Source organism: Tabrizicola sp. T74, from assembly GCF_057219935.1.
Genome location: NZ_JBXVVT010000002.1, coordinates 187,586 through 213,084, shown reverse-complemented (window position 1 = coordinate 213,084; position 25,499 = coordinate 187,586). Strand labels below are relative to the sequence as shown.

Annotated in this window: 20 protein-coding genes and 1 pseudogene; 6 read left to right on the top strand and 15 right to left on the bottom strand. The window is 63.0% G+C overall.

The annotated features are described in order from the left end of the window. Positions 1-61: 61 nt before the first annotated feature. The 5 genes from AC2EAL_RS07720 to AC2EAL_RS07700 all read right to left on the bottom strand — a co-directional run bounded on the left by AC2EAL_RS07720 (position 62) and on the right by AC2EAL_RS07700 (position 6,965). Positions 62-1,333 carry an extracellular solute-binding protein gene (locus tag AC2EAL_RS07720; RefSeq protein ID WP_484723612.1) on the bottom strand — a complete coding sequence of 424 codons (1,272 nt, stop codon included), beginning with the start codon at positions 1,331-1,333 and terminating at the stop codon, positions 62-64. Between the two features lie 108 nt (positions 1,334-1,441). Continuing rightward, a complete protein-coding gene (gene arfA / locus AC2EAL_RS07715) occupies positions 1,442-2,947 on the bottom strand; it encodes an arabinosylfuranosidase ArfA (protein ID WP_484723611.1) in 1,506 nt (501 codons plus the stop codon). A 104-nt stretch (positions 2,948-3,051) separates the two neighbouring features. Further along, positions 3,052-3,978, bottom strand: a complete 927-nt coding sequence (locus AC2EAL_RS07710) for an ArsR/SmtB family transcription factor (protein ID WP_484723610.1) — start codon at positions 3,976-3,978, stop codon at positions 3,052-3,054. A 164-nt stretch (positions 3,979-4,142) separates the two neighbouring features. Next, on the bottom strand, positions 4,143-6,101 hold the full coding sequence (locus AC2EAL_RS07705; RefSeq protein ID WP_484723609.1) for an NAD(P)-binding protein: 1,959 nt from the start codon (positions 6,099-6,101) through the stop codon (positions 4,143-4,145). Positions 6,102-6,173: 72 nt separating this feature from the next. Continuing rightward, a complete protein-coding gene (locus tag AC2EAL_RS07700) occupies positions 6,174-6,965 on the bottom strand; it encodes a lytic murein transglycosylase (protein ID WP_484723953.1) in 792 nt (263 codons plus the stop codon). Positions 6,966-7,620: 655 nt separating this feature from the next. On the opposite strand from AC2EAL_RS07700, the pseudogene AC2EAL_RS07695 reads away from it, so the two are divergent. After that, positions 7,621-8,355, top strand: a pseudogene (locus tag AC2EAL_RS07695) (IS5 family transposase). 350 nt (positions 8,356-8,705) lie between these two features. Here AC2EAL_RS07695 and AC2EAL_RS07690 read toward each other — a convergent pair. From AC2EAL_RS07690 to AC2EAL_RS07650, 9 genes are all read right to left on the bottom strand, one after another. Then, positions 8,706-9,182 (bottom strand): BLUF domain-containing protein, encoded by a 477-nt coding sequence (locus AC2EAL_RS07690; RefSeq protein ID WP_484723608.1) that lies wholly within the window; start codon positions 9,180-9,182, stop codon positions 8,706-8,708. Positions 9,183-9,229: 47 nt separating this feature from the next. Next, positions 9,230-10,273 carry an NAD(P)-dependent alcohol dehydrogenase gene (locus tag AC2EAL_RS07685; protein ID WP_484723607.1) on the bottom strand — a complete coding sequence of 348 codons (1,044 nt, stop codon included), beginning with the start codon at positions 10,271-10,273 and terminating at the stop codon, positions 9,230-9,232. 28 nt (positions 10,274-10,301) lie between these two features. Continuing rightward, positions 10,302-11,933: a chaperonin GroEL gene (gene groEL, locus AC2EAL_RS07680; RefSeq protein ID WP_484723606.1), complete on the bottom strand. Its 1,632-nt coding sequence runs from the start codon at positions 11,931-11,933 to the stop codon at positions 10,302-10,304. A gap of 38 nt (positions 11,934-11,971) precedes the next feature. Then, the gene (locus tag AC2EAL_RS07675) at positions 11,972-12,814 is read right to left on the bottom strand and encodes an iron-sulfur cluster assembly protein (protein WP_484723605.1); all 843 of its coding nucleotides are present in this window, start codon (positions 12,812-12,814) and stop codon (positions 11,972-11,974) included. A gap of 5 nt (positions 12,815-12,819) precedes the next feature. Continuing rightward, the gene (locus tag AC2EAL_RS07670; protein ID WP_484723604.1) at positions 12,820-13,845 is read right to left on the bottom strand and encodes an amidohydrolase family protein; all 1,026 of its coding nucleotides are present in this window, start codon (positions 13,843-13,845) and stop codon (positions 12,820-12,822) included. Between the two features lie 76 nt (positions 13,846-13,921). Continuing rightward, positions 13,922-14,290, bottom strand: a complete 369-nt coding sequence (locus AC2EAL_RS07665; RefSeq protein ID WP_295079185.1) for an MmoB/DmpM family protein — start codon at positions 14,288-14,290, stop codon at positions 13,922-13,924. 11 nt (positions 14,291-14,301) lie between these two features. Next, the gene (locus AC2EAL_RS07660; RefSeq protein WP_484723603.1) at positions 14,302-15,360 is read right to left on the bottom strand and encodes an aromatic/alkene monooxygenase hydroxylase subunit beta; all 1,059 of its coding nucleotides are present in this window, start codon (positions 15,358-15,360) and stop codon (positions 14,302-14,304) included. A gap of 36 nt (positions 15,361-15,396) precedes the next feature. Then, on the bottom strand, positions 15,397-16,464 hold the full coding sequence (locus AC2EAL_RS07655) for a 2Fe-2S iron-sulfur cluster-binding protein (RefSeq protein WP_484723602.1): 1,068 nt from the start codon (positions 16,462-16,464) through the stop codon (positions 15,397-15,399). Between the two features lie 103 nt (positions 16,465-16,567). After that, the gene (locus tag AC2EAL_RS07650) at positions 16,568-18,235 is read right to left on the bottom strand and encodes an aromatic/alkene/methane monooxygenase hydroxylase/oxygenase subunit alpha (RefSeq protein WP_484723601.1); all 1,668 of its coding nucleotides are present in this window, start codon (positions 18,233-18,235) and stop codon (positions 16,568-16,570) included. A 367-nt stretch (positions 18,236-18,602) separates the two neighbouring features. Here AC2EAL_RS07650 and AC2EAL_RS07645 point away from each other — a divergent pair, with 367 nt between their 5' ends. The 5 genes from AC2EAL_RS07645 to AC2EAL_RS07625 all read left to right on the top strand — a co-directional run bounded on the left by AC2EAL_RS07645 (position 18,603) and on the right by AC2EAL_RS07625 (position 23,007). Further along, positions 18,603-18,926, top strand: coding sequence for a hypothetical protein (locus AC2EAL_RS07645; protein ID WP_484723600.1), 324 nt, complete (start codon positions 18,603-18,605; stop codon positions 18,924-18,926). Between the two features lie 5 nt (positions 18,927-18,931). Continuing rightward, complete coding sequence (locus AC2EAL_RS07640) at positions 18,932-20,044, top strand: WD40 repeat domain-containing protein (protein ID WP_484723599.1); 1,113 nt, start codon at positions 18,932-18,934, stop codon at positions 20,042-20,044. Then, the gene (locus AC2EAL_RS07635; RefSeq protein ID WP_484723598.1) at positions 20,041-20,256 is read left to right on the top strand and encodes a hypothetical protein; all 216 of its coding nucleotides are present in this window, start codon (positions 20,041-20,043) and stop codon (positions 20,254-20,256) included. The genes AC2EAL_RS07640 and AC2EAL_RS07635 overlap by 4 nt, the downstream gene beginning before the upstream one ends. Positions 20,257-20,468: 212 nt before the next feature. Further along, the gene (locus tag AC2EAL_RS07630; protein WP_484723597.1) at positions 20,469-20,903 is read left to right on the top strand and encodes an HAD family hydrolase; all 435 of its coding nucleotides are present in this window, start codon (positions 20,469-20,471) and stop codon (positions 20,901-20,903) included. 94 nt (positions 20,904-20,997) lie between these two features. Continuing rightward, the gene (locus AC2EAL_RS07625; RefSeq protein ID WP_484723596.1) at positions 20,998-23,007 is read left to right on the top strand and encodes a sigma-54-dependent Fis family transcriptional regulator; all 2,010 of its coding nucleotides are present in this window, start codon (positions 20,998-21,000) and stop codon (positions 23,005-23,007) included. Between the two features lie 12 nt (positions 23,008-23,019). On the opposite strand, the gene AC2EAL_RS07620 is transcribed toward AC2EAL_RS07625, so the two are convergent. After that, positions 23,020-25,401, bottom strand: coding sequence for a 1-deoxy-D-xylulose-5-phosphate synthase N-terminal domain-containing protein (locus AC2EAL_RS07620; RefSeq protein WP_484723595.1), 2,382 nt, complete (start codon positions 25,399-25,401; stop codon positions 23,020-23,022). Positions 25,402-25,499 lie beyond the last annotated feature (98 nt).

The window sequence follows — 25,499 nt, the reverse complement described above, 5'->3', positions numbered from 1 at the left end:
CCGGGTCCCCGAAAGCTCCGGGCCGCGCGGGGAGCACGCGCGGCCCGGAAGGTTGCACGGTTCAGAGAGCGTTCAGCTCTTCCTTGATCGACTCGACGGCTTCCGCCGGGTCCATCTCGCCGTTGAGCGTGGGCACGAAGTAGGTCGACATGACGTCGAAGATCGGCCCGGCCACGCCCGCAAGCGGGGATTTCGGGTCGAAGATCATGTTCGCCGTCAGCGTCGAGTAGGTCGCGTTCGGCTCCATCGCGGCATATTCCGGCGATGCGACGACCGCGCCGTTGGCCGGGATATGACCCGCAGTGGCCCAGAAGAGCGAGTTCTTCGACATCCAGGACATAACCTCCAGAACCGCAGCGCGCTTTTCGGGGGTCATTTCCTTGCCCTGGTTCGCCGGGATCGCGAAGGCATGGCTGTCGGCATAGGTCGCAGGCTTGTCGAAGATCACCGGCAGTTCGACCGCGCCCCAGTTGAAAAGTTTCCCTTGCGCGTTGAGGTCGGTCATCGTGGGCACTTCCCACACGCCGTTGATCATCATCGCGGCCTCACCCGAGGTGAAAAGCGCGACCGTCGCCGGGTAGTCGGTGTAGGTCGACTGCAGTCCCGCCGTCGTCCATTCCGCCAGGACGCCAAGGGCATTGGCGAGCTTCTCGCCGTTGTCGCCGGCCAGGAACTCTCCGTCGGTCATCAGCTCGCCGCTCTGCTGGCCCATCAGCGAATAGATCGTGCGGAACATGAAGTTGCCGTCGGCGGTGACGGAGCCGAGCGGGAACTTGACGCCACTGTCCTTCAGGGCCTGCAGCGTGGCGGTAAAGCCTTCGCGGCTGTCCAGACCCTTGGGTTTGCCGTTTTCATCCAGCATCCCGGCTTTTTCCAAGAGGTCCTTGTTGTAGTAGAGGACGATCGGGTGGGTATCCAAAGGCACCGCGTACTGCTTGCCGTCGATAGTCACCGCGTCCCAGGTCGCTGCCGCGAAATCGGCCGAAGTCAGGCCCATCGCCGCCCAGTCATCGGCGGTGATTTCCTGCATCACGCCCTGTTCCACGGCCAGCGGGATCCGGCTCGCGTGATAGGTCATGATGTCCGGAGCCTCGCCCACGGCGGCCGAGGTCTGGACCTTAGCGTAGAAGGGCGTGCCCCATTCCAGCGTGGTCGCGTCGATCTTGATCGCGCCGGCGTGGGCGGCGTTGAAGTCCTCGATCATCTTCTTCATGCGCACGCCGTCGCCGCCGCCCAGGAAATCCCACCAGACGACAGTCTCTTCCGCCTTTGCGACCCCGGCAAAGCCGATGGTGGCGACGATGGCGGCCTTCAGCATTCCACTTATGGTCATCTTATCCTCCCTTTTCCCGGCGTGGTTCGCCGTGTCCTCCGCAGAAAAGCGTATCCGCTTTCCCGATTCGAGCAATCGAAACCTGATACGTATCCGAAAGCCGGATACTTACAGCCCCACCCGGATCATCGAGTAGGAATGCGGCGGCAGGGTCAGGTGCAGGCCCTTGGCCGTCAGCTTGGCCCCGGTGCCCTTCTGCGGGGCGACGTTGTCGGGGTTGGTCTTCGAGTTCCGCGCCTCAAGGTCATTGTGCTTGATCAGCGTGTGCTCGACGGTCTTCGCGTTGAACCCGTCAAGCGCCAGGTCGACGTCCATCGGTTCCTGCCCGTTGCGGTTGATGGCGAAGAAGGTCAGCGTGCCCGCGTCGTCATTGCGGACGCCCGCGATATCCAGCCACGGGACCCCGGCGGCGGCATCGGCGTCGTAGGTCGGGACCTCGACCGCCAGCTGCATCGCAGTGCCGCGCCCGTTCTTCGAAGCAAACAGGAACGGCCAGTAGATCGTCTGCCGCCAGGCCGGGCCGCCGGGCTCGGTCATGATCGGGGCGATGACGTTCACGAGTTGCGCGATGCAGGCGATCTTCACCACATCCGCGCGACGGATGAAGGTGTTCAGGATGCAGCCGACCTGCAGAACGTCCTCGAAATTGTACTGATCTTCCAGAAGGACCGGCGCCACCGGCCAGTCCCAGGTCCGCATCCGCTCGGCATCCGCTTTCCGTTCGTGATACCAGACGTTCCATTCGTCGAAGCTGATGGTGACCTGCCGCTTGGACCGCTTCTTGGCCTTCACATAGTCGATGATCCCCGCGACGGTGCCGATGTAGGTGTCGAGTTTCTGCGGTAGTGCGAGGAATTCATTGGAATTCTTCTCGTGGTTCTCGAAATACATGTGCAAGCTGATGTGGTCGACCTGGTCGTAGGTTTCCTCCAGCACCGTCGCCTCCCACTGCGGGTAGGTCGGCATGTTGGAGTGGGACGAGCCGCAGACGACCAGCTCCAGCGTCGGGTCGAGGCCGCGCAGCGCCTTGGCCGTCTCGTTCGCCAGATGTCCGTATTCCCCGGCGGTCTTGTGGCCGACCTGCCAGGGGCCGTCCATCTCGTTCCCCAGGCACCAGAGGCGGCAGTTCCAGGGGTCCTTGCGGCCGTTCTTCGCCCGCAGGTCCGACCAGTAGGTCCCGCCCTTGTGGTTGACGTATTCGACGAAGGCGCGCGCCTCGTCCAGGCCGCGCGAGCCGAGGTTGACGGCCAGCATCATGTCGGTCCCGGCCTTTTCGGCCCAGTCGGCGAATTCATGGATGCCGACCTGGTTGGTCTCGGTCGTGCGCCAGGCGAGGTCGAGCCGCTTGGGCCGCTGGTCCTTGGGGCCGATCCCGTCCTCCCAGTTGTAGGCCGAGACGAAGTTGCCGCCGGGGTAACGGCAGATCGGCGTGTCGATGGCGCGGACCAGATCGATCACGTCGCGGCGCATGCCTTCCTTGTCGGCGGTCGGATGGCCGGGCTCATAGATGCCGGTGTAGACCGCACGGCCAAGATGTTCCAGAAAGGACCCGTACAACCGCTTGTCGATGTCCGCGACCGTATAGGCGCTGTGCGCCGTGACCCGTGCCTTCATCATTCTCCTCCCGTCCGGATGATGCGAATCCGCAGTTCCGGTTTGTACCAGATTTTCCGGTATAGTTGCCGGGCTTGGAGAGTCCGTCAAGGAAAAAGGTTGGGTCAGCCTCGGCGCAGGCGCAGGGTGATGTCCTGGTCGTGATTGCCGAAGCCGCGCCCGAAGATGTTCATGCCCCCGGGGTGGCGCGCGTCGTCCTTCACACCGATGCGCACGCGGATCGAGCGATGGTCGTTCAGTTCGAGGTCATTGAGCGCGCAGTCCGAAATCCGCTGCCCGTCAAGGAAGGTGCCAGAGGTGGTCACTTCCCAGCGCTTCAGGTCGCCGTACTGCGACCCGGCAAGCTTCCACCAGTCGGGCGTGTACTTGCCGCGCTTGTCACCGTAATCCCCGGGCGAGGTCCAGGTACCGATCTCGCGCCCGTTGACGGCAACGGTGATGTCGGACGGCCAGTCTTTCGAAGTCCCCGGAACCTCGGAAGACAGTTCCATTGCCAGTTCAAGCGACTGAACAGTGGAGCCAGCCAGCTTGGCATTGTTCGGAAACTGGTACTCGACGAACCCACGGGTGAACCACAATAATCCGGCGCGCATCCGGTCGGGGTCGAGGAAGGTGTCGGGCACATCGAGAAGCCCGATGATGCCGTCACCCGAGCAAAGCCCGCAGGGCGCCGAAACCTCGCAGCGGGTGTAAAGGCCAATGGGCATCGCCACTTCGATGGCATCCGAACCCTGCGATGGCGGGGGGTCCTTGAAGGCGATCAACAGCTCGGTGAAGGTCGACAGGCAGATCTTCTGGCTGCCCTTGCGGCCCTTTTCGGACCGCGTCTGCACCAGCCCCGCGTCCACCAGGATCTGGATGTTGGATGAAACCGTCGACTGCGGCAGGTCGAGGTCTTCGGAAATCTGGTTGACGTTCCGGGGACCGTTCCGGGTCAGATGTTCCAGCATCCGGGCGCGAACCTCGCTGGCAAGACTGCGCAGAATGTCCTGACGTTCCAGGGGGTCAACGACGAGAATCTGATTGGTCATGGCGTCTCTCGGTCCGGCATGACAGTTTAGTATCAGGATCGCCGATGTAAATAAAGCTGGTCGAAAGGCAGCGCCGACGCCGCCAAGATGCCGGGTTGGTCCGGCATCCCGAAGACCAGTTCAGGCCTTTTCAGGCGGCGCTGTTCGTTGCTAGAACAAGAGGATTAGAGGCCCAGCTTGTCCAGCGGTGGCCCCGGGAAGCGGGCGAAATCGGGCGCGCCGTCGGGGGTGCCAAGAAGATCGCGCACCGCCCGGACCGCCTGGTCGATGGCGGAATGCGCATAGGCATAAGCGCCCGAATCCGAGTTGGCGATGGCAATCCGGCCCCAGGGTTGCCGTGCGGCCTCGATCGGCAGGGGGCCGTCGGGCCAGAACTGATCCCACGGGCGCATGTATTCGTAGGCGTAGCCGTGGCTCCAGCGGTTGCAGGTGATCGCCTCGATATCGGTCGCGGGGTCAAAGCTGCTGCCCGCCAGCGCCTTTGCCAGAAGCTCGCGGATCGACCTTTCCATCTCTTCGAAGGTCAGCGTCACCAGCGCCCGCTTGCCAGCCAAAGCCTGTTCCCGCGAGGGAAGGCCCGGCTCAACCATCACCTTCGACAGGTGCAGGATCACCGGGTCCTCGGGCGTATCGGCGAACTGGTAGTCGCCCATCGACACCGGGAAGTCGATCTCGAAGCCGCTCCAGAAATTGCCACGGGCGCGGGCGCCGTCGATCTTCAGCTCGTCCAGCGCCTTCCAGTTCTTCAGAAGGACGTTGGTGTAGATCAGCGGCACCTTCTGCTGGTCGTTCAGCGCGTCGATCTGGGTCTGGGCCAGCTCATCCGTCAGATAGGGGATGACGCGGTGCCAGCAGGCGAGCACCACATGCCCCGCCTTGACCGACTGGAGCCCTCCGGCCCCGGCATAGGTGACCGTCACGCTTTCCGCGCTGGCCGGGTCGCCGTCATGGGCCACCTTCACGACCGTCGCATTCAGCCGCAGCCGCACCTCGTTCTCGGCCTTGTCCAGCGTGGCGTAGTCGACCATGGCCAGGACCTGGTCCTCCATCGTCGAGCCCGGCAAGGCGGCGGGGATCAGGGCGCGGACCAGGTGGCGGGCGATGCCGGCGTTTCCGTCGGGGAAGTGATAGATGTAGTAGTCGGGGTCGGTGAACCCGAGGCGGCCCGAGGGGCTGTGGAACTTCGACACCGTCTCGCCCAGGTCCATCCCGTCAAAGCCGGGGTTCCAGTTGCCGCGCGCGTCGAGCGCCGTGGTCGTGTCGATGCCCACCCCGAAATAACCGGTGGTCGAGGTTTGGAAGTAGTCGACCAGCTGCGGGTCGGCCTTCACGTAGTCAAGCAGGAACTCCTTGTAGGTGATCTGCGACAGCTTGGTCAGCTTATCTTCCGCCGTAAGGCCCGGCATGTAGTCCCCCGGTGCGTCGATCAGCGCGATGAGGTCGGCCTTGGCCTTGTCGTTCAGGGGCGTCTGGGCGACCCAGTCCGCGGTTTCGCCCGACTGGACCACCAGCTTGTCCACCCCCCACTTCGCGGCATCGAAGAAGACGGCGCTGTTCAGGCCGCGTTCCTCGGCCCAGGTCTGGTTGTAGTAGGTCTCGAACTTGGCAGGTTCGATCCCGATGGCGGCAAGGGTCGCGTTGACGGCAGGGCTGAAGTAGCTGGGCGTCTGCATCGACTGCGATCCGCCATAGCCGATCAGCCGCTTGCCACTGGACGAGGTGAACTCGTTCCGCTTGGCATGGCCGCCGAAATCCTCCAGCGGGTCGATCAGCAGGACCTTGGCGCCGGGTTTCTGCTGGCGGTAGGTGAAGGCGGCGGCAAGGCCCGAGATCCCGGCGCCCACGACCACAAGGTCATAGGTCTCGCCCGTGTCGTCGATGGCAGGGTTCGCGCCCCAGAAGCTGCCGTCGCGGATCGCGTGCATGACGTTCTGCGCCGCTTCGGTCTGGCCGCGCAGGCCGGTCCCGGCGGGCGGGTAAGCGGTGGTCTGGGCGGCAGCGGGCCTTATGCCAATGCCACCCAGAGCCGTTGCCCCGATCGCCAGTGCCACGCCGTCCAGAAAGTCACGTCGGGTGATGCCCCGGTCCATACCCAGGCGCTTGTCGGCCTCGCTCCAACCCATGTCCCGTCTCCCTGTGACTTTGCTTTGCCGCAGGGTGAGGGCTGGCTTGCCGTGACGTCAAGGATTCGGGCATCAGCCGTCGATCTTGGCGCCCATGATGGCGATGGCCTGCTGATAGACCTTGGCGGCGTTCCACTGCTTGATGACCGCAAAGTTGGGCTCGCCTTCCTGGTAGCCCTTCCCGGGCTTCCAGCCCTTCTGGCGCAGGAAATTGGCCGTGCTGGCCAGGGCATCAGACTGATTGTACAGATCGACCACGCCATCCCCGTTGCCATCCACGCCGTAGGTATAAGCGTTGCCGGGCAGGAACTGGGTGTGGCCCAGCTCGCCATGCTTGGCGCCGACGGTGTTGGGCGAGATCATGCCTTTGTCGACCATCTTGAGCGCCCCGATCAGATGCGGGCGGAAGAAGTCGGACCGGCGGCAGTCGTAGGTCAGCGTGGCGATGGCCGAGACGACATTGCTGTCGCCCATGAAGCCGCCGAAGCCGGTCTCCATCCCGTGGATCGCGATCAGGACGCCTGCCGGCACGCCATAGGCGGCCTCGAGGCTGGCGTAGAAATCCGGGTTCTTCGCCTTGCGGCTGCGGCCCTGCGCGATGATCGTGTCTGCCCCGCGGACGTTCAGGAACTTTTCCAGGCTGTACTTGAAGCTTTTCTGGTTCCGGTCGGCCCCAATGGTCGCCTTGGAATAGGAGGTGGCCATCAGGGCGTCGATGCCGCGCTTACCGACCCCTTCCGCCTTGGCTTCGGCAGCCATCTCGGACTTCCAGCTTTCGTACTGGCCCCCCGTGTCACTGCAGCTGGCAGCCTGGGCAGTGTAGGGAAGCGCAATCAGCAGGACGGCGGCGGAAACACGGGACAGAAGGCTCACGATCAGGCACCCTTGCAAGGAATTTGCGCCAATCTATTGAGGAAGCGGCAACAATCAAGCACGCAGACGTGATTGGCCCGCGGGTGTTGCTGACATGTTGGTGAAGTGGCAGCCCGTGGGGGTCGAAACATCGAAATCAAATCATGGGAGTTGGGTTGTCTAAACCTGCAATCGACCGCCATTGAAAACACTGGCGAAAAGCCGGCGTTGTCCAATGACGTAACGCCCTGCTTTGGTGTGGTGTCGGCATGAGCCAGCCCCACCTTTTGCCTATCCCCTTCTTCGCGACCTGCGGACGCCAACGCATAACATCATCGCTTGGTGGCAAAACCGCTGGCTCAACAGCACGTTGCATCTAACCGGCAGCCATGAAGTGCGGGGTGTGGCGCTGGCCCTCTGCTGCATTTCCCAGAACCACAGCCGATGGGCACGTTTCCGACCGACGACTCTCTGGCGGCCCGGCTGCTTCGGATCGACCTGTCCCGTTGGCAGGATCTACGCCGACGCGCTGTTTCGCCTCAATACGGCTGGTACATGGCCTGTGGTGAGGACGAGGTCCGCTGGGCGCATCCCGTCGTCCTAGAAATGCTGATCGAAGCACAGAGCCGCGCCGAAAGCCGCCGGATGTCGAACGTGGAACGCGCAGATGGCGCGGCTCCAGCCTTTTTTGCAAGAGCCATAGCAAGCCGCGCGTGGATGACCGGAAGGTTCTGAGCGGGATAATCTTCAACGCTCGCAATGGCTTGCGCTGGTACGATGCGCCGAAGGAATATGGCCCGCCGAAGATTCTCTACGGCCGTGAGAGGCGGAGGAGCGACAAGGGTGTTGTCGCCCGGATGCGGGATGGTCTGGCTGCCGAGGCAGCCGTTCCAAAGACCGTAATGATCAATGCGACCCACCTGAAGGCACACCACACGACGACCTGCCTGCGGTCGAAAAAGGGGGACACGGCGACCAGCGCGGCCGTCTGATCGGCCAAACGAAAGGCGGCATGAACACCAGGCTGCATGTCGTCACCGATGCCGATGTCCGTCCGCTCCGGTTCTTCATGACCGCAGGCCAGGTCAGCGACTATACCGGCGCTGCGGCCCTGCTGGGCGGCTTGCCGAAGGCGGAGTGGTTGCTGGCTGATCGAGGCCATGACGCCGACTGGTTCAGAGAAGCGTTGAAAGGCAAAGGCATAAAGCCATGCATCCCGGGCCGGAAGTCGCGTGGCAGGCCCGTGGAGCACGACAAGCGCCGCTACAAACGCCGCAACCGGATCGAGATCATGTTCGGGCGACTGAAGGACTGGCGACGTGTTGCCACCCGGCACGACAGATCCCCCAAGGTCTTCCTCTCCGCCGTAGCCCTCGCTGCAACCGGCATGTTCTGGCCATGATGCGAGAACCTGTCCTGAGCCTGAAGCAGTGAAACAGGGCCGCGCAATCCGAGAAAGAGAGCGATTGCAAGGCTATGTGACAACTCTACTCTGACAACACCATACCTGCCGTTCCAACGCCGAGCGCGGGCTTAGTTGCGGTTCTGGCGCGTGCAAAAGTTGCAAAGGTTCGCCTCAGTCGATGCTTCGGTCCCGAACCACATTCCGATGGAGTGGCGCGGCCTTCTCGCCGCCTTTTGAGAAGGTCCGGCAGGAGGAACGGAACGGCTTCGCATTGCTCTGAAAGCGTCGACAGATACGTTCTGGCCGGCACCTCGCATAGACGCCCGAGTTCGGCAGAGCGTTCCCGATCAGGCACTGCGCCCATAGCCCCGCGTCAGGTCGCGCAGGCGGGTCAGAATGGCTTCCTGCTCCAGGGAGACGCGCCAGGGGGCACCCTGGGCCAGGCCACCGGTGGTGGCGACCATCGGCATGTCTGGCTCATGATGCTCGGCCACGACCGCCATCGCCCATTTCTCGAACTGGCGTTTCGGGACCGGCCCTGCTTCGGTCAAGCGGATCGCGTCGTGGCGAGGGTCAGCCTTGATCCGCGCATAGAGCGTCTCTACTGCCGCCTGCGGTCCTTCCAGCACCTGGGCGAACCAGTCATCGTAAAGCATGAGCGCACCGGAGATGCCAAGGCTGGCATTCTTGGCCCGTGCGACCTTCAGGATCTCGGCCAGCGCGGCGTCGTCCTTTGCCGGCAACAGGCTGTGGCTGCGGTAGATCAGGCGGTAGCAGGGGCCGGTAGTGGCCGCCGGCTCGGCAGTATTGGTCTCGGTGCCCATGTCTCACTCCCCATGCGCGAATGTGTCTTGCCGTGGCGTGTCACCCCTCAGGGCACGATGACCCCGCGCCCGGCGAAGCGGCGGTGCTTGAAGTCGTCCAGCGCCACGTTGATGTCGTCCAGGCTGTACTGGGCGTAGTGCATCTTGACCTTGCCGTCGGCATTCAGCTCCATCAGCTCGACCAGTTCGGTATAGTTGCCGACCAGGCTGCCGCCGATGTTGATCTCGTTGATGACGAGATGCGCGGTCGGAACCTCGATCTTGCCGCCATAGCCGATCATGATCAGCTCTCCGCCCGGCCGGACCATCTTCCAGCAAAGGTTTTCGACGCCAAGTTCCCCGACAAAGTCCATCACGACCTGCGCGCCGCCGCCGGTGATCTGTTTGATCTCCTCGACGATGTTCGGTCCGCCATCGAGAACGAAATCTGCACCAAGCTCCTTGCAGAGCTGCCGCGCCGCAGGTTCACGGTCGACGGCGATGATCCGGGCGCCTGAGATTTCGTGCAGGCACTGCAGGGCGATATGACCAAGCCCGCCCACACCGACGATCACGCAATAGGCGCCCGGCCGCAGGCCCTTGGCGGCCTTTTTCGCAGCCCGGTAGGCCGTGATGCCCGCATCGGCCATCGGGGCCACGTCCAACGGTGTCACGTTGGGGTTCAGCTTGATCAGGCTACGTTCCGAAGTCAGGAAGTACTCGGCAAATCCGCCGTCCAGACCAAGACCGGGAAAGAGGCTGTGCTCGCAGTGCATGTCGTCGCCATATCGGCACGAGAGGCAGATGCCGCAGGTCCGGTGCGGGTGGCAGATCACCGCGTCACCGTGCTTGACCGAGGTCACGTTCGATCCGACATCCTCGACCCAGCCGGCATTCTCATGGCCCATGATATAGGGCAAGAGGTTGCCGCCCTGATCCATGATGTCCTTCCAGACGCCCTCGATGATATGCAGGTCGGTGCGGCACAGACCGGCGGCGCCCACCTTCACGATGACATCGTTCGGACCCATGATGGTGGGGGACTTGACCGTCTCGATCTTCAGCTGGACGTTCATTGCGGGGTCGTACTCGTAAAGTCTGGCAGCTTTCATGTCAGCGCCCTTTCCTCTGCGTAGGTGGTCATTTCCGGCCAAGCTTTTCCGCGCCGCCGCCAAGGGCCCCACCTGCGGTCGGGTCCTCGTCCTCCTTGAGATCAGCAATCAGGGTTTCCGTGGTCAGGATCAGCGTCGCCACAGAACCCGCATTCATCAGGGCCGCGCAGGTGACCCGGACCGGATCGACCACACCGGCGACCATCAGGTCCTCGAGGCGGCCGGTGGCGGCGTTGTAGCCGTGGTTGCCGGTCAACGCGCTGACCTTGCTGACCACGTCGTTCGGTTCGGCCCCGGCGTTGAAGGCGATCCGCGCCAAGGGCAGGGTCAGGACCGACTGGACCAGCTCTACCCCCTTGCGGATGTCGCCCGCGACGGTCTGGGACAGCGTCGCCAGCGCCGGAGCGACCCGGGCGAGTGCGACCCCGCCACCGACGAGCACGCCCTCTTCGGCGGCCGCACGCACGGCGTTCAGCGAATCCTCGATCAGCTGGATGGTGCGTTTCTGTTCGACCGGGGTCACCCCACCTGCAAGGATCGTCGCCGTCCCGCCGCAGAGCTTTGCCAGCCGTTCCTGCAGCTTGTCCTTGTCGACATTGGGCGGCGCCAGTTCGTAAAGCCTCTGCACCTGCGCCCGACGGGCGGCGATGGCCTGCGCATCACCGTGGCCGCGGATGATCTTGGTGTCGGACTGGGTGGATTCGATCCTGTCGGCACCCCCCATGTCGTCGCGGGTGATCGCCTCGAGACTGTCGCCCAGATCGCGGGACAGGACCTTGCCGCCAGTCAGGATCGCCAGGTCCTCCATCATGTTGCGGCGCCAGTGGCCGAACTCGGGCGGATGAACGACAAGGAACTTGCCGGGACCTTCCTTGCCCAGCAGCGTCACCAGCACTTCGGGCGAGGTTTCCTCGGACAGGATCACCAGCGGGCGGTTGTCGGCGGCGGCGATGGCCTTGGCCGCGTCCAATTGGCCGGCGGTTTTCATCTTGATGTCGGTGAGGACGATGTAGGGGTTCACCACCACCGCCTTCATCGCATCCAGATCGGTGACCATGTGGTGCGAGATGTAGCCCCGGTCGAAGGCCATGCCGTCCACGACATCCAGGGTCGAGACATTGCCGGTGCCGTAGTCGGTGGTGATCACTCCCTGCGCGCCGACGCGGCGGAAGGCTTCGGCCACCAGCGATCCAAGGTCGGCATCGGACGCGCTGATCCGGGCCACGGCGGACAGAAGCGCGTCGTCGGTGGCGGGCTTTGCAACCGAACGCAAGGCCGAGGTTGTGGTTTCCACTGCAAGCGCAATGCCACGGCACAGTTCGACCGGCTTCGCGCCCTTGTCGATCAGCGCCACGCCCTGCTGGATCATGCCGTTCGCGAGCACGATCGATGTCGTCGTCCCGTCCCCCGCCACATCATTCGTCTGCATCGAAACCTCGCGCACCACTTGCGCGCCCATGTTCTCGAACCGGTCGAACAATTCGATCTCGGACGCGATGGATACCCCGTCGCGGCTGATCAGCGGCGTGCCGATCGGGCGGTCGATCATCGCGTTCATGCCCATCGGACCCAGCGTGGACTCCACTGCGGCGCTTAGCCGTTGCACGCCGTGGGCCAGGGCGCGGCGGGCGTCATTTCCGTGAATCATCAGTTTCGGCATGGTCTTCTCCTGCGCGAAAGTCGGGGGCCCTGGGGCCGCTAGTGGAAGGTTCTGGTCGAGTTGGCGCCGTCCGGCAGGTCGGCGGGCACGAAGTCCACTAGGACCGGCACCTCGCCCGAGAGGTCGGCCTGCTTGTAGCGGGTGGCCTTCAATCCCCGGCAGAGCGAGCCCGAGAATTCCATGTTGATGCGCACCGACCGCAACAGCTCCATGTAGGTCCGAAAGCCGTCTGCGGTCAGCGCCGCGCCATCATAGTCCGGCAAGGCGCGGTCCGTGGGCTGGCGGGCCAAGCCCTTGGCCTTCAGGATCGCCAGATAGCGTCCGGTCTGGTGGGCGTCTTCCGGGTCGTCAAACGAGATGGCTTCCAGCTCGGCAAGTGTCAGGTCGACCAGCCATTCCGGGGAATAGGTCAAGGCCTGCAGCGCCTTGATCACCACTTCCTGACGCCGCTGGAACGCCTTGCGGTCAAACTTCTCGCGCAGCGCGCTCAGGTCCTCGCCGGGATGCAGGTCTTCGAAGACCGATCCGAAACTGCGACCGGAGTTGATCGCGGCGCTCATCTCGTCGCCCGACATGTGGTCGTGCAGCGTGATCACCGCACGCGCGACCCAGGGCAGGACCTCGACCTCGCGCTTGATGCTTTCGGCCATGAGGAAGGCAAAGTTGGGCGAACACCAGTAGGTCGGCAGTCGGAAGCCGATCTGCACCTCCCGGGGGTCGTCGTCGTGCAAGGAAGGGGTGATGGACACCGACTCCACAAAACCGAGATCCGTCACGGCTTCGTCAAGTTCGGGGTCCATCACCAGATCCAGCCGCGCCCAGACCTGCTCAAGTGGGGGCTCTGCAAGCAACTCTGCGGTGAGACGTGGCGCGACTGGCATTCTGCTTACTCCGCCGCAATCATCACGGGCTGCTTGGCGAACTCTGCCTTGCGGGCCGCGATGTCGATGTTGTAGAGCCGCGCCGCGTTCAGGCCGAGGATCTTCTCCTTGATCTCGTCCGTCAGCTGGATCCCGACCCGTTCAACCGAGATGTCCTCGGGGATCTGGCAGGCCCAGAACTTCTCGACCAGCCACTTCGGCGTCCAGATCGCGTAGTCCGACCCGAACAGAAGCTTGTCCGGCCCGATCCAGAACAGAAGCTCGGCGATCACCTCGGCGAAGTAGCGCGGCCGAGCGTGAATGAAGGGCAGCGCCACCGCGAGGCCCGCGTAGACATTGGTTTCCTGGGTGGCGATCCAGCAGAAGTCGTCCAGCCGCGGCAGACCGGCATGTTCGATGATCCAGTTCAGGTTCTGGAAATCGGTCGCCGCATAGTCGACGTCATGCACGTCGAACGCGTCCTTGTTCAGCGGGATGATCGTCGGACCCTTGTGAACGTGGATGTTCTTGATGCCCAGCTTGTCGCACAGCTCGAAGCACTTGTAGGCATCGGGGTCGTTCAGCCGCCAGCCCTTGGAGGACCCGTTCCATTCGGCCGTGTACATCTTCACGCCCTGGATGTTGTAGGTTTCCTTCATCCAGTGGATGTATTCCAAAGCCTTCTCGCCATCGCGCGGATCGAAGGAGCCGTTCACGATGAAGCGGTTGGGATACTTCTTGGCCACCGAGTGATTGCGCTCGATGGTGTTGAAGCCGGTCTTGTAGAAGTCCTTCAGGTAAGTCGAATTCAGGATCGCGATGTCATCCGGCCCCTCGATGAAGAGGTCGTTGTAAAGCTGGTCGGCCGAGTACTTCTCGAACTTCGACTTCTCCCAGAGCTGTTCCTTCGGGGACAGGTTGGAGTGGTAGGCATAGAAGCAGTCGATGAACTGCTTGCCGTGGATGTTGGCTTGGTTTTCGGGGCTGCCATCCCAGAAGTGGGTATGGCCGTCGACCACGAAGATCTCCTTGCCTTCAGGAGTGATGTACATGGGAGCTGCCTTTCGGACATCGCGGTGGCTGGACAGGTAAGGGGAGAGGCGGGGGACTGGCCCCCGCGTCCGGGGGTCAGATGAACTCAAGCATCTCGTTCATGTCGCCGTAGAGGATGACGGTGTTGTCGTCGGCGCGGACCATGCGGCCGTAGTGCGTCGAAGAGTTCACCTCGAACAGCTCGGCCGTCATTTCGCGGCCCAGGTATTCGCTGATCTCATCCATCTTGAAGATCATCTTCCCCGTCCCGTCGATCCGGATCAGCGCGGGGTTGTAGGTCACGGTGACCCCCGGTTGCTGGTCCATGAATTCGGCGATGGCACGGGCCTCGACAGAATCCGACATCGTCACACCGCATTGATGTGAAACGGTTTTCTCGAAGGTGATGTCCTTCATCGCCTTGAAGATGTTGTCGTGGCTGTTGTCGCGAGCGATATTCGACATGATGTTTCCTTTCAGCGTGAGAGATTGAGTTCGCCAAGGATCTTCGCGAACCGCTCTTCAGAGACCGCGCGCGCCTCGTCGAAACTGACCGGCTTAGCGTGCGCCTGGCTCCAGATCGGCTGCATGTTGCGGGCGGCCTTCTCGGCCAGGGCCGCATGCTTCTTGACCCAGGACTGGAACAGCGTGCGGTTCTGCGCGCCGAACACCTCGTCGTTCACCAGGAGGTAGATCAGGTCGATCGTGTTCGCGAGGTTGCGCTCGTAGTCGCCTTCCGCGGCCGCAATGACCGACGGGGTCATGAAGTCGTTGTTGGGCGCACCGGCCTGCATCAGGAAGCCCGAGCGGAAAAGCTCGCCCACAAGCGGCTCGAAGATCAGGTTGGTGGCAAAATACTGCTCCAGATAATCAGTGCAGCCCATGATCGTCTCGACCGCCTCGCGGGCGCCCTGCCAGATCGGATCTTCAAGCCAGGCCCGCTTGCCCGCCTCGTCATCCCAGCCCGCGATATCCATGCCGATCTCGGCCAGATAGAGCGTGATGTCCTGCGACAGCCGCAGCTTGTAGGACGAATTGGTCAACGTGGCGTTGTTGATCATCTGGGTGTAGCCGTAGCGCTGCGCCTGCATCAGGCTGGTGCCAAGGCCGAACTCGGCATGTTTCCATGCCCCCAGGTGCCTTTGCAGGATCTTGCCCCAGGCCGCATCGAAGGCGTGCTGGGCGCCGGACTTGCGGCCGTTGCTGATGACCGACTGGACCATCACCTCGATGCGCGACTGGCGCTGGTAGTGGGTCCGCTCCCATTCCTGGTCGGGGGCGCGGAAGGCGTGCCAGTTGCTGCTCTTGGCGCTGGTGCTGTCCTTCTCGTAGGCGCCCTTGCCAGTCGGGAAGGCAATGATCCAATCCTGGATCAGATAGCGCTCGGGATCGGGCTGGACGTCCACCGTGACGTCTTCGTAATGGGTGGCCCGTTTGCCGCGGGGTTCGAAATAGCGGTAGCGGCGGCTTTCGCTGTCGGCAAACCGCGCGGCACCTGCCGCCCCCGATCCGACCGAGCTTGATGTGGCAACCATGTCTCTCTCCCTGTTTGCGAGGCTTCGCCTCTGATGTCAGTGCGCCTTGATCGGCGTGGGTGCGGTGGAGGTCGTGAACTTGTCGAAGAAGGTCCGGTCCGGGTCGAAGTCCTGCAAGAACAGCACCGGCTGCAGGGCATCGATCATCGGCGGTGGGCCGCAGGCGTAGGCGTCCGCATCACCCTCGATGCCCATCCGTTTCAACTCGGTGCCGACGATCTGGTGGACGAAGCCTTGCGCACCAGCCCATGCGTCGTCGTCCTGGGCGTGCGACAGCACCGGGATGAAGGTGATGTGTGGGTTGGCAGCAGTGATGGCGGCAATCTGGTCGAGGTAGAACAGGTCCGCCCGGGTCCGTGCCCCGTAGAAAAAGTAGACCGGGCGATCTTCGCCGCTGGCGATGTGGTCATGCAGGATCGACCAGATCGGCGACATACCTGAGCCTGCCGCGACCAGCACTATCGGTCCGGTTCGGTTTTCCCGTCTGAAGCAGGATCCGTAGGGTCCGTTGACGGTGACTTCGGCTCCGACTTCGATCCCGCCGCTGTCAAGCTCGCCGGAGAAGCGTCCCTCGGGGTATTTCTTGATGATGAACTTGAGGGCTTGGCCTTGGTCCGGCGTATTTGCCATGGAGAACGAGCGTGTAATCTCCTCCCCCGCTTTGGTCCTGACGGTGATGTCGACATATTGTCCGGCCCAGAATTTCATTGGAGATTCCAGCGCGATCTCGATCGACCGGATGTCGTGGGTCAGACTTTCCTTGGCGCTGATCCGCCCCTTGAAGGACTTGACGGCGATGGACTTGGACAAAAGCTCTTCGTCGAAGTTCAAGAGCTCGATCACCAGGTCGTCCTGCGCGAGGGATCGGCACAGCAGGATGCCGCCGTTCTCGCGGTCGCCATCGCTGAGCGCGAAGGTCGAATACTTGAGCAGGTCAACCTCACCCTCGACCAGGTTGCACTTGCAGGCCGAACACTGGCCTTCCTTGCAGCCGTGCGGCAGCGAGATGCCTTGCCGGAAGGCAGCGTTCAGGATCGTTTCGCCTTCTTCGACTTCGAACTCGACCCCGACGGGTTCCAGGCGGACAGTATAGGTATCGGACATTTCCATGGGCCTTTTCAGGACATGTTTTCTTGGACCGTTGCCCGGACGGGCAGCGGCTGTGGGGGTCGTATGGGCCGGATAGTCCGGCCCATACCTCCAGTGCTTAGTGGCAGGGGTTGATCGTGAACCCTTTGGCGTAGTCGGCGAGGTGCGCCTTGCGGGTTGCCTCATCCATGCCGCGCAGCGTGATCAGTGGCGAGCCGAGCGTATGGCCGCGTACGTGATCGAGCGTCCACATGTCCTTGTCGTCAAAGCGCAGATGCGGTTGCGGGATCAGGGTCTTGCCGTCGGAACGGACGAAGTTCAGATCCACGATCGCATCGGCAAGGTCGACGCCGTGATAGAGCGTTTCCCATTCGCGCTTGCCCGAGAAGCGGCCCATCGCAGGCGTCGGACGCCCTTGATACTCGTCCGCAAAGGCCTCGACTGCGGTCCAGCGGTCGATTTCGTGGGCGAAGGTGTGCAGCTGTCCGTCGATCTCGTCCACCACCATGTCCTCGCGGATCAGGCAGGGAACCAGGCACGACCAGCAGCGGTGCGGATAGACGTAGCCGACTTCCTCGTTGAAGGTGATGACCTTCTGACCCGGCTTCGACAGTTTGGCGTACCACTTCCAGAACTCGCCGAATTCCGAGTACCAGCCGGGATACTTGTGCTCGAACCACTCGAAGTCTTTCTCGGTCTGAGCCTCGATCCGCCAGAAGTTCACCGGCCAGCCGACCGCGAAGAACTGTCCGACTTTGTGGACATAGTTCTTCTTGGTGATCCGCTCCCAGGCCAGCGTCACGTCATCATGGTGGATCTTGATGCCGTACTTTTCCATCGGAAGCATGTAGGTCCGGTAGTAGTCTTCATAGACCCAGCGATGCCACATCTCGGCATAGCTTTCCTTGGTCTTGTCGCGGTCGGTGGTGCCGTATTCGATGAAGGTACCGATGGCGGCATCGACGATCGCGTGGTTCTGCCAGAACGCGTATTTCATGTCGCGTTCGATCAGGAGGTGGTTTTCCGGCTCTTTCAGCGCGGCCATCATGAGAGAGTGGCCGTTGCCGATGTGGCGGGACTCGTCCGACTGCACCGAAAGGAACACGGTCGGCAGCGCATAGTCACCGTTGCGTGCGGCTTCGGAAGGCATGGCCACGAACAGCGTGTTCGTGAACGCGGTTTCGGCCACGACGGTCAGATACATGCAAGCCGCCGTCATCGCGTCACCGGTGAGGAAGCCCTCGCCGAACTGGCGGCCGATGGTGGTGGCGTAGCACTTGCCGAACGCCTCTTCGGTGATGTCGAAGCCGGCCGGATCGATGTAGTTCTCCATGTACCACTTCTTCAGGTTCATCTGAATCGTGGAGTGACGGAATTCATCGACCATCTGCATGGTAAAGCCGGTCCGCAGGTCTTCGCCCGGTGCCAGGCGGCTGACCATGGCCATCGAACGGGCCGCCGAGATTTCCGGGAACGGGATGATCGCCAGGAACAGCTTCATCCATTCGACCCAGCGGGGTTCGACGTTGCGGAACATGTCGCCGCGCAGTGCGGCATCCAGTGCGCCGTAGACGCGGTTGTCCTTTTCCTCCTGCATCGAGAAGTAGGACCGCAGCACCTGCTTCATCGGGTCGCGCGGGGCCTTGGTGATCTTGTAGTCGGACGGATAGGTCATCGCTTCCTGCACATAGGAAGGATTCCACCCGAGGTCCGAGATCTTCTTGGTCGCGTCGGATACAGAAATGCCTTTCTGCGACGTAATCTTGTTCAGCGTCAGTGTCGACATTGTTGCTCACCTTTTGTGTTTGGAATGGCGTGGGCATTGTCGTCGGCAAAGGTCCGGGGAACCGCAGCTTCTCTTGAAGCCATGGCTGTCCAACACGTTGGATCAGTTTCACAAATTGTGAATTTCATTCGCAACGCAAGGCCTCCCTTCCTTCGTTCTTGAGCTGCATGAATCGATCTGCAGCTTCTTATTTGTAGGAGAAGCCTAGGGTGCCCGGTTCCACGAAACCTAATGGAAATTTGAGTGTAACGCTGTGTGACACCGCTGTAACGGATCATTACACTTTCAGTTTCGATGCAAAAAGCTGGGCCCAATCCCTAGAGTGCATGTTGGCGGGCTGCCCCGTGGGAAAGTCATCGAAGCAACCATGAATGACGCGAACGACTTTACGATCCAGATGGCAGAGCTGCAGCGGATGCGGGTCGCCCTGGTCATTCTGCTAAGCCAGGAGACGTCTAAGCTTCTTAGTCGCCGTCAGCGGGTGGCCGGCAAGGAGATCGAGCTGATGGTTGCGGAACGCGATCTGGGTGAAGAGCCCGAAGATGACCGCCGGCTGCGGGCTCTGGACGTCCTGCAAGGCGAGGATCGCGCCGCGAAGGCAGTGCTTGCGGAAACCGAGGGCGAGATCAGGCGGATGGAAGACATCCTCGCCAAGATCGATGCCGACATCAGCCGACTTTGCCAAGCCTGAGGGACATGACCATGAAGGACGAGCGCGCGCATCTGCAACTTTTCGACCTGATTGCCCGAGAGTGGCAGTTGCCCTCGCCGACGACTGAGGTGTTGTTCAATGCCTCCAACACTGCCGTCGCCTTTGGCTGTGCCGATGGCAGCATTCATCTCTCCGGCACCAGCGACAAATCCTCGCCCAACCAGCGCACCCGCCGCGCGGTGGACACCGGACGTGTGACCATCGCGCCAAGAGAGGGTCACGTGCCCCCCCTGCGCATGGCTGACCACACCGACGGGCGAAGCTCGACGATAGGGCGGCATGGGCCGACGAACTTCCTCTTTGCCAAGGACAGCGGACGGATCAACACGCTGACCCCCGGCGGGCTTTCGGTCCACGTGCCGCAGCGTGCAACGGGGCCGATCCGGGCTGTCGCGGCCCGTACGGATGATGCCGTCATCGCTTGGTCTGACGGCGCGGTCGTCCAGGTCGGCAGCGGCACAGACGATGCGGCCCTACCGCAGCCGGCTCCGGTCCACGCCATCGCCTTCAGCCCCGACGGCGGCACTCTGGCGGTGGCCCATGCGGCGGGGATGCTGCTCTGGACGCTTGGGCCGACCCCGTCCGCCCGCGACATCCCGCTGCCCGCAATCCCCGCCGCAGTGCAGTGGAGTGACGACGGCACCCATCTTGCCGTCCTGCTGCAGAGCGACGGTTTCTGCCTTCTCACGGCAGATGGCAGCGAATTGCAGCATTTCGGCAGTTTTCCCGCCCCGGTCCGCTCGGTCGGGTTCAACCTGGCCCGGCAGACCGTCGTGGCTTCCGGTGCCTATCGGCCCGCCGCATGGTCGTTGACCGGGCGCGAGAACCTGATCTCGGGCAAGTCCGGCCTCATCCTGATCGACGCGATCGCCACCTGCCCCACGCGCAACCTTGTCGCGGTCGGCTACGCGAACGGCCTCGTGAGCCTGGCAGAAATCGGCCAGCCGACCGAGATCTTGCTGCGCGAAAACACCGGGGCGGCGATCCGTGCGCTGGCCTGGTCCGGCTGCGGGAACTTCCTCGCCCTGGCCGGCGCAGACGGAACTGCAGCCCTCGTCGAGTTCCCCGAAGCCATGTTCAAACCCACCAAAGGATGACCATCATGCCGCACCCGCAGACCGTCGAGCTGACCGAGGAAGAGCGCAGCAAGGACGCGTTCTTTCAGCGCATTGCCCAGGTCGGCGAAGAGATGATCGCCGCTCATGGCAGGGAGTTCGCCACCGGCGCCTTCGTCCTGGCCGCGCGCTGGATCAGCGAAGGGCGCATGGGGGCGAAGGGGGCGGCGGGCGGGAAGACCCGGCAAAACTGACCACGGATTCCAGGTCGGGAAAGTGTAACGCTCTGTTACAGATCGGCGGGGTTGATGCCGCGGAAAACAATAAGTCGGGGCTAACCCGCGCCTTGTGTTAACGTGTTCGCATACCGCCCAAAAATAATGCGACCAAAGTCACCGAACGACGGCAGCGGGGAGGAACGGGGTTGGACATCTTTTCCAAGAAGACGGGTCCGCGCGCAGAGGATGTGCAGGCCCGGCAGCACCTGCAACGCAACTGGGGCACCATCGAAAAGCTGGCCGACACGCTGAGCGGCGGCAAGTACTCTGCCGACAAGGCCAGACGCGCTGCACCGCCGCCGCAGCCGGAGGGGCTGATCATCGTCGACCAGGCCAGACCGCGGGTGGCCGACGATCCCGAACCCTATCTTCGGATCAGCACCAATGGACGGGTCGTGGTGGCCGACGCCAATTCCGGGGTCCAGGTCCATTTCCTGGGCCAACTGAAGCGGGTCGACGGAGCAGTCCGCTTTCTGATTGCTTCGGCTGAAAACGGGTTCTTCAGCCCGCTTGCTCTGGAATTGCAGACCAAGATCGGGGATCTGGCCGGCCGGGCGATCAATCGTGACTATCCTGAGGAAGAATTGGCCCGCGATATCAAGCAAAGACTTGGGATCCAGTGACATCTGCCATTCCGATAAGCCGTAAAGATGCAGAAGGGCTGTTCTTGCCACTGTGAAAGTGGCGCGAATTAAATCCACGGGAGGGGATTTAACCATGAGTTCGAATGAGCACTCGCGCAGTTCGGGCTCGGATCTCGGGTTCGACTTTGCCACGTTCGACCCGCGCGAGACGACAAAGGCGTGGAACCGCTTTCTTGCCAACCGCAATGCGCCAAGCCTTCCCTTGAAGGGGGTCCGGTCGGTCATCTACCAGTCCTGGCAACGGTCCAATACCGTCGGCGTCAAGCCCGAACAGTTCGCCGCACCGGTGATGGAAGGTCGTCTCCCCATCGACAAGTCGGCGCATGACAATGCCGAGCTGCGGCGTGCGACGCTGGCATCGATGAACCACATCGGCACCCTACTGTCGGGTGCGGAAGTCATGCTGATCCTGACCGACCGCAAGGGCGTGATCCTCGACACGGTCGGCGACACCTCGACGCTGAACAAGGCCCGCAAGATCAACCTGACAGTCGGCGGCGTCTGGAGTGAGGACGCCGCAGGCACCAACGGCATCGGAACGGCGCTTTTCATGGGATCGCCTGTCTATGTGCATGGGGACGAGCATTTCTGCGAAGGGATGAAAGCCTGGAGCTGCGCCGCCGCCCCGATCCGCGATCCGGTCGATCAGTCGATCATCGGCGTCATCAACCTCAGCGGGCTGACCGCGATCTTCCAGAAGCACAATGCCGCCTTCGCCGCCACTGCCGCCCGCGACATCGAGGTGGCCATCGCCCAGGAACAGTCCCTGCTGAACATGCGCCTGATGGAAGAGACGATCGGGCATTTCCCGAAGTCTCTGGGGGCCAATGATGGCCTCGCGATCATCGACCGCTTCGGACGACTGATCTTCAACAGCAACTGCAACGAGACGGTGCCAAAGTTGGGTCATGGCCTGGGGCTTGGCGCCAAGTTCCTCGATCTCCCGGACGGGCTGTCCGAGGAAATGATCCTGCGCGCCCTGCCCGAAGGCCTGCGCTGCCAGGACATCCGCCTCTTGAAGGTCGACGGCAACATGAAGGGCGCGGCCCTCGTCTTCCATCAGCCTGGTGCGTTTTCCCACCCGCGCCCCGCCCCCATGTCACGGCAGGCCACGCCCGACCTGCCCGGAGTAGCCATTCCGGACACCAACCTGACCATCGTCGGCGGCAGCCCGGCGATCCTCGAAGCCCTGGACACCGCCAGCCGGGTCGACCTGACGGACGCCGCCATCCTCATCGAAGGCCAGACCGGTGTCGGCAAGCAGCTTTTCGCCCGACTGATCCATGCGCGCATCGCGCCGCCCGGCAAATCCGACTTCACCACGATCAACTGTGGTGCGGTAACCGAAAGCGTCTTCCGCAGCCGCCTTCAGGCTTCCGACGACGCCAGTTCAGGCCCGCTGCTTTGCCTAGACGAGATCGGAGAGCTTCACCCAGAAAACCAGACGCTCCTCCTGCGCCATCTCGAAGAACGCCTCATCCGGCTAAGCGGACCCGAGCGTCCGAACGACTCCCTCATCCTGTTGTCGCTGACCAACCGCAATCTGCAGGCCGAGATCGAGGCGGGGCGGTTCCGACGCGACCTCTATTACCGGCTTAGCAGCACCGTGCTGACGATCCCGCCCTTGCAGGACCGGGGCGACGACGTTTTGCTGATCGCCGAATACTACAACCGCAAGCTCGCGCGCGAGACCGGGCGCGACTTTCTGATCTTCGGCGAAGAGGTCGAGGCGGCGCTTCTCGCCCATTCCTGGCCAGGCAACGTCCGTGAGTTGCGCAACGCGATAATCAGCCTGCACGCTTTGGCAAAGTCGCGCCATGTCACGCTGGCCGACCTGCCCCGCGCGGTGACCGCCCCGGCGCCCGACCCGGTAGATCCGTCGCTTCTGGCCACTCATGAACGGCTGCACGCCGGATCGGTGTCCCTGCGCATGGCCGAGGTGCTGTTGATCGAAAGTGCGCTGGCCCAGAATCGCGGCAACCTCAGCAGCACGGCCAAGGCCCTGGGGATTTCCCGGCCCACGCTTTACCGTAAGCTACACGACTACGGCATCGACGCGCGCCCGGACGAGGCGAAGACCTAGACTGTCCTCGACTTACCCGGCCTTGAAAGCCGTGGGTCGTCCCGCCGTGAGGCCCGACACCTTCTCGACGATGCGTTCGGCCGAGATGCCGAAGTGATCGTAAAGCTCGGCAATCGTGCCGGTCTGCCCGAAATGCTCGACGCCCAGCGGGATGGTCCGATGCCCGCAGACTCCGCCAAGCCAGGCCAGCGTCGCCGGATGGCCGTCGATCACCGTCACCACGTGGCAATGCGGCGGCAGATCCTGCAAAAGCGTCTCGACGGCAGACCGAGCATCACGCCGCCCGCGCGCCCTTGCCCGCTGCGCCGCCGTCCACCCGGCATTAAGCCGGTCCGCCGAGGTCACCGCCAGCACCCCCACGTCGCGCCGGCTGCCGCCGATCAAGCCCGCCGCGCGGATCGCCTCGGGGGCGACAACGCCCTGATAGGCGATGACCACCTCGCAGTTCGGTCCTGGCTTGCGCAGCCAGTAGCCCCCGTCAATCGCCCCTTGGACAAAGGCCTGATCCACCCTGCGACCCGGCTGTTCGATCGGATTGGTGCTCAGCCGCAGATAGACGGAGCCTCCGGTCTCATCCCGCAGCCAGGTGCGCTCGTCCAGATCGCCGTCGCCCGACCGCTGCAGATAGCCGAAGGCCCAGTTGATGATGACTGCCAACTCATCGGCAAAGGCGGGCTCGAAGGCGGCCAACCCATCCTGCGCCATGCCGATCAGTGGCGTGCCGATCGACTGATGCGCCCCGCCCTCGGGGGCCAGTGTCACGCCTGACGGGGTGCCAACGATCATGAACCGCGCATCCTGATAACAGGCGTAGTTCAGCGCATCGAGGCCGCGCGCCACGAAGGGGTCGTAGACCGTGCCGATGGGTATCAACCGCTTGCCGAACAGCGCATGCGACAGCCCGGCGGCCCCCAAAAGCAGGAACAGGTTCATCTCGGCGATGCCCAATTCGATATGTTGGCCGTCCGGTGCGAACTCCCATTTCGCGGTCGATGCGATCCTTTCGGTGCGGAACGTATCGGCCCTTGCTGTCCGCGCGAACAGCTTGCGCCGGTTGACCCAGGGGCCAAGGTTGGTCGTTCCCGTGACATCGGGCGAGGTCGTTACGATCCGCCGCGCAAGTTCGCTGTCGCCCTTGCCCAGATCATCCAGGATCTTGCCAAAAGCCATCTGGGTCGAGATTTGGCGCTCAGGGGCCAGGGTGATCTCCGGCACCGCCACCGTGCCATCCTCCAGGCGGCGCGGGCCGCCTTGAAAGAACGGCACCCGGTCCAGGAAAGCCTGCAGCGCACCGGGGTCCCTGACCGTTGCGAAGCGGTCCCACTCCCGGCCCTCCGGCACCCCCATATGCGCCTGCCAGTCCGCCATCTGCGCTTTGGTCATCAGCCCGCCGTGGTTGTCTTTGTGCCCGGCGATTGGCGTCCCCCAGCCCTTCACCGTATAGGCAAGAAAGCAGACCGGTCGGTCGTGGCCGATGGCGGCAAAGGTTTCGGCCAGCGTGTCCACGCAGTTGCCGCCCAGGTTTTCCATCAGCGCCGCAAGTTCCGCATCGCTGCGCCGCGCGAGCAAGGCCGAGACCGGACCCTGATCGCCCAGATCGTCCATCAACCGCTTGCGCCAGACCGCACCGCCCATGAAGGTCAGCGCCGCGTAAAGCTGGTTGGGGCAGTCGTCGATCCACTGGCGCAGGGCATCGCCGCCCGGTTCCTGAAACGCGGCGCGCTGCAGACGGCCGTGCTTGACCCGCACGACGTCCCAGCCGAACGCTTCGAAGATCCGTTCGACCCGGCTCCACAGCCCTTCATGCACCACCCCGTCCAGAGACTGGCGGTTGTAGTCGATGATCCACCAGCAGTTCCGCAACCCGTTCTTCCAGCCTTCCTGCAGCGCCTCGTAGACGTTGCCCTCGTCCAGTTCGGCGTCCCCGACCAGCGCAACCATCCGGCCTGCACGCACACCTTCGCCCCAGGGCTTGGCCCGGACATAGTCCTGCACCAGCGAGGCGAAGGCGGTGATCGCCACACCAAGCCCGACCGAGCCGGTGGAGAAATCCACATCGATCTGGTCCTTGGTGCGGCTGGGATAGCTTTGCGCCCCGCCAAAGCCGCGGAAGTTCTCCATCCGCTCGCGGGTTTGGGTACCCATCAGGTAATGCACCGCATGCAGCACCGGGGCCGCATGCGGCTTGACCGCGACCCTGTCTTCTGGCCGCAGGGCCGAGAAGTACAGTGCCGTCATGATCGACACCATCGACGCGGACGAGGCCTGATGCCCCCCGGTCTTTATCCCGTCCACTTTGGGTCGGATGTGGTTCGCATGGTGGATCATCCAGTGCGAGAGCCACAACAGGCGCTGCTCGACCGTCTTCAGATGCTGCGCCTCAGCTACGATCATGGCGGATTGGCCCCTTGCTGTTCCAGGATGACACTAGCGCCAAGCGCGCGCGTGTTTTTGCCTTTATCTGCTATCAGGATGATGTACTTTAGCGATAA

Excerpts from the sequence above, each read along its gene's own strand:
- AC2EAL_RS07710 (WP_484723610.1), bottom strand. The coding sequence starts at position 3,978 with ATGACCAATCAGATTCTCGTCGTTGACCCCCTGGAACGTCAGGACATT.
- AC2EAL_RS07620 (WP_484723595.1), bottom strand. The coding sequence starts at position 25,401 with ATGATCGTAGCTGAGGCGCAGCATCTGAAGACGGTCGAGCAGCGCCTG.
- groEL (WP_484723606.1), bottom strand. The coding sequence starts at position 11,933 with ATGCCGAAACTGATGATTCACGGAAATGACGCCCGCCGCGCCCTGGCC.
- AC2EAL_RS07650 (WP_484723601.1), bottom strand. The coding sequence starts at position 18,235 with ATGTCGACACTGACGCTGAACAAGATTACGTCGCAGAAAGGCATTTCT.
- AC2EAL_RS07690 (WP_484723608.1), bottom strand. The coding sequence starts at position 9,182 with ATGGGCACCGAGACCAATACTGCCGAGCCGGCGGCCACTACCGGCCCC.
- AC2EAL_RS07675 (WP_484723605.1), bottom strand. The coding sequence starts at position 12,814 with ATGCCAGTCGCGCCACGTCTCACCGCAGAGTTGCTTGCAGAGCCCCCA.
- AC2EAL_RS07645 (WP_484723600.1), top strand. The coding sequence starts at position 18,603 with ATGAATGACGCGAACGACTTTACGATCCAGATGGCAGAGCTGCAGCGG.
- AC2EAL_RS07665 (WP_295079185.1), bottom strand. The coding sequence starts at position 14,290 with ATGTCGAATATCGCTCGCGACAACAGCCACGACAACATCTTCAAGGCG.
- AC2EAL_RS07635 (WP_484723598.1), top strand. The coding sequence starts at position 20,041 with ATGACCATCATGCCGCACCCGCAGACCGTCGAGCTGACCGAGGAAGAG.
- AC2EAL_RS07660 (WP_484723603.1), bottom strand. The coding sequence starts at position 15,360 with ATGGTTGCCACATCAAGCTCGGTCGGATCGGGGGCGGCAGGTGCCGCG.
- arfA (WP_484723611.1), bottom strand. The coding sequence starts at position 2,947 with ATGAAGGCACGGGTCACGGCGCACAGCGCCTATACGGTCGCGGACATC.
- AC2EAL_RS07705 (WP_484723609.1), bottom strand. The coding sequence starts at position 6,101 with ATGGGTTGGAGCGAGGCCGACAAGCGCCTGGGTATGGACCGGGGCATC.
- AC2EAL_RS07640 (WP_484723599.1), top strand. The coding sequence starts at position 18,932 with ATGACCATGAAGGACGAGCGCGCGCATCTGCAACTTTTCGACCTGATT.
- AC2EAL_RS07685 (WP_484723607.1), bottom strand. The coding sequence starts at position 10,273 with ATGAAAGCTGCCAGACTTTACGAGTACGACCCCGCAATGAACGTCCAG.
- AC2EAL_RS07720 (WP_484723612.1), bottom strand. The coding sequence starts at position 1,333 with ATGACCATAAGTGGAATGCTGAAGGCCGCCATCGTCGCCACCATCGGC.
- AC2EAL_RS07655 (WP_484723602.1), bottom strand. The coding sequence starts at position 16,464 with ATGTCCGATACCTATACTGTCCGCCTGGAACCCGTCGGGGTCGAGTTC.
- AC2EAL_RS07670 (WP_484723604.1), bottom strand. The coding sequence starts at position 13,845 with ATGTACATCACTCCTGAAGGCAAGGAGATCTTCGTGGTCGACGGCCAT.
- AC2EAL_RS07625 (WP_484723596.1), top strand. The coding sequence starts at position 20,998 with ATGAGTTCGAATGAGCACTCGCGCAGTTCGGGCTCGGATCTCGGGTTC.